This window comes from Streptomyces nanshensis, from assembly GCF_001751255.1.
GTDB classification, from domain to species: domain Bacteria; phylum Actinomycetota; class Actinomycetes; order Streptomycetales; family Streptomycetaceae; genus Streptomyces; species Streptomyces nanshensis_A.
Map to the genome: position 1 here is coordinate 338 of NZ_LJGW01000007.1, position 2126 is coordinate 2463.

Genomic DNA, 2126 nt, shown 5'->3' on the forward strand with positions numbered 1-2126 from the left:
GCAGGCTCTGACCCCGGGCGGGGCACCGGCCCCGTAGAACCTCCGAACCTCCGCAAGCTTTCGCGGTCCTTCGTGTGCGGGCCCGCGGGTCCGTGCGCGCGCACCGGTGCGCGGCACCAGCGACGGCGCCCTGCGCGCTCCGTCCGACGGGACGGGGCGGGCAGGGCGCCGTCGCGCTGTACGGGGGGCAGTGGGCGTTCCCGGCTTCAACTGCCGTACAGACAAAGGGCATTGGGGGCCGTCTGTCGTCCGCCGGCATACGAGCGGACGAGGGGCGGTGTTTTCTTTTACGGGTTATGACGTCGCCGTGGGTGACACTACCGCCTCGTAGAATGCACCGGGCCGCGCTTTCCGGGACGTCCCCGTTTCACGTCCGCACGGACGCGGTTTCTCATCTCCCGTGCCATGGACGGGTATTGAAGGGCCGGTGAAGGAAATCACCGGGAGGCACAGCGCGCGCAGCCTTGCACACCGTGCCGAAATCGGGGTTTCGCAATGCCCTGCGGCGCGTACGGAAATACCCACCGAGCCCCCCGGAAAGACACGCACCGTCCACCGGTGATTACAGAGGTCACGCGAACTGCACGGGCACACCACAAGCGAATGAGAACGAATCCTGCACGCCCGTACCGGCCCGCCATAACGGCACCAACCACCCTGGCGAAACGGGACGAAAGGCAACAGACATACCCAACGGATCAGGCGCGACAGAGGATTGGGAAGCGCATACCGGTAAGCAGCCGAACGGACGGTGCACAAAAACGTCACCGCACTGTTTGAACAACGCGCGACCGGAGTGACACTGTGAGCCGAAAGCCGTCCCGAGAGGTACCCCATGGTGTCAGCCAAACGAGCCGTCGCCCGCACCCTTTACGGTTCGCGCTACGACAGCGTTCCGTGGGAACAGCGCGTCTACATCAGGCCGGGCGAACGGAAGATCAGGGAGTTGCAGTGGCACAGGCTGCTGCGTACATCGCCGGTCATATCCCTCGACGAATACCGCTCGCGCGTCAAGCTCGGCGCGATCGAGGAGTTCGTCTCGTGCCATATGTGCGGGGAGTCGCGGCAGCAGCCGCTTTTCCAGCCGTCCAAAGTGAAGAAGAACGGCAAGACGGCGTGGACGTACAACGTCGTGCGCTGTCCGTCCTGCGGCTTCCTCTACCGCAACCCCAACATCCTTCCCGAGCGCCTCGGCGATCTGTACTCGAAGAACTACAGCACCTTCCTGACCGGCGACTACGCCGCCAACCGGCAGCGGCGCTACCGGCAGGCGATGGACGCCTTCCGGCCCGTCTTCGACGAGGGCGACAAGCGCCGGCTGCTGGACTTCGGCTGCGGCGCGGGCTACTTCCTCGAACTGGCCGAGGAGCGCGGCTTCGAGGCCCACGGCGTGGACCTCTCCCCGGACTCCGTCAAGGAGGCCAATGAGCGGCTGACCTCCGCCACGGCGCACTTCGGCGCCCCGCAGGACGTACCGGAGATCGCGGCCGGCGGCTTCGACGTCGTCACGCTCTGGTCCGTCCTGGCCCATCTGCCGCGCCCTGTCGAGGACTTCACGGGCTTCCGCGATCTGCTCGCCCCCGGCGGCGTGCTGATGATCCTCACCGTCAACGCGCAGTCGCTGCTGCTGAAGGCGTACGGATCGAAGTGGAACGGCTTCACGCGGAACCATCTGATGTTCTACTCACGCCGGACCCTGCCCCTGCTGCTGCGCCGGGCGGGCTTCGCGGGCGTGGCCTTCGAGCCGTTCTACGGCGACACCATAGAGGCCGGTACGACGCGGCTCAGCGCCGCGNCATAGAGGCCGGTACGACGCGGCTCAGCGCCGCGCACACCGCACGCCTCAGGCACTCCGTGGAGACCGGCGACGGCGGCAACATGATGCGGGCGCTGGCCTTCGCGGACGAGGACGCGATCCGGCGCTGGGGCGACGGACGCCCGGTGCACCGGCTGGCCTGAGAGCCCCCGGGCTCCAGAACCCGCCCCGGCGGGGCACACGGAAGCGCCGTACGCGGGGACCGTGGACGCGGCCCGCGGAGCGGACGGAGGGGAGCGGACGGCGCCGCCGTGCCCGGCAGGAGTCGCGGCGGCGCCGCCCGCCGACCGCCCCCGCTCCCTCCGGGGCG

At 68.6% G+C, this 2126-nt stretch carries 1 protein-coding gene; it reads left to right on the top strand.

Features of this window, described 5'->3' with window-relative positions:
• Window positions 1–1048: 1048 nt before the first annotated feature.
• Complete coding sequence (locus tag AN218_RS00045) at window positions 1049–1801, top strand: class I SAM-dependent methyltransferase (RefSeq protein WP_476755946.1); 753 nt, start codon at window positions 1049–1051, stop codon at window positions 1799–1801.
• Window positions 1802–2126 lie beyond the last annotated feature (325 nt).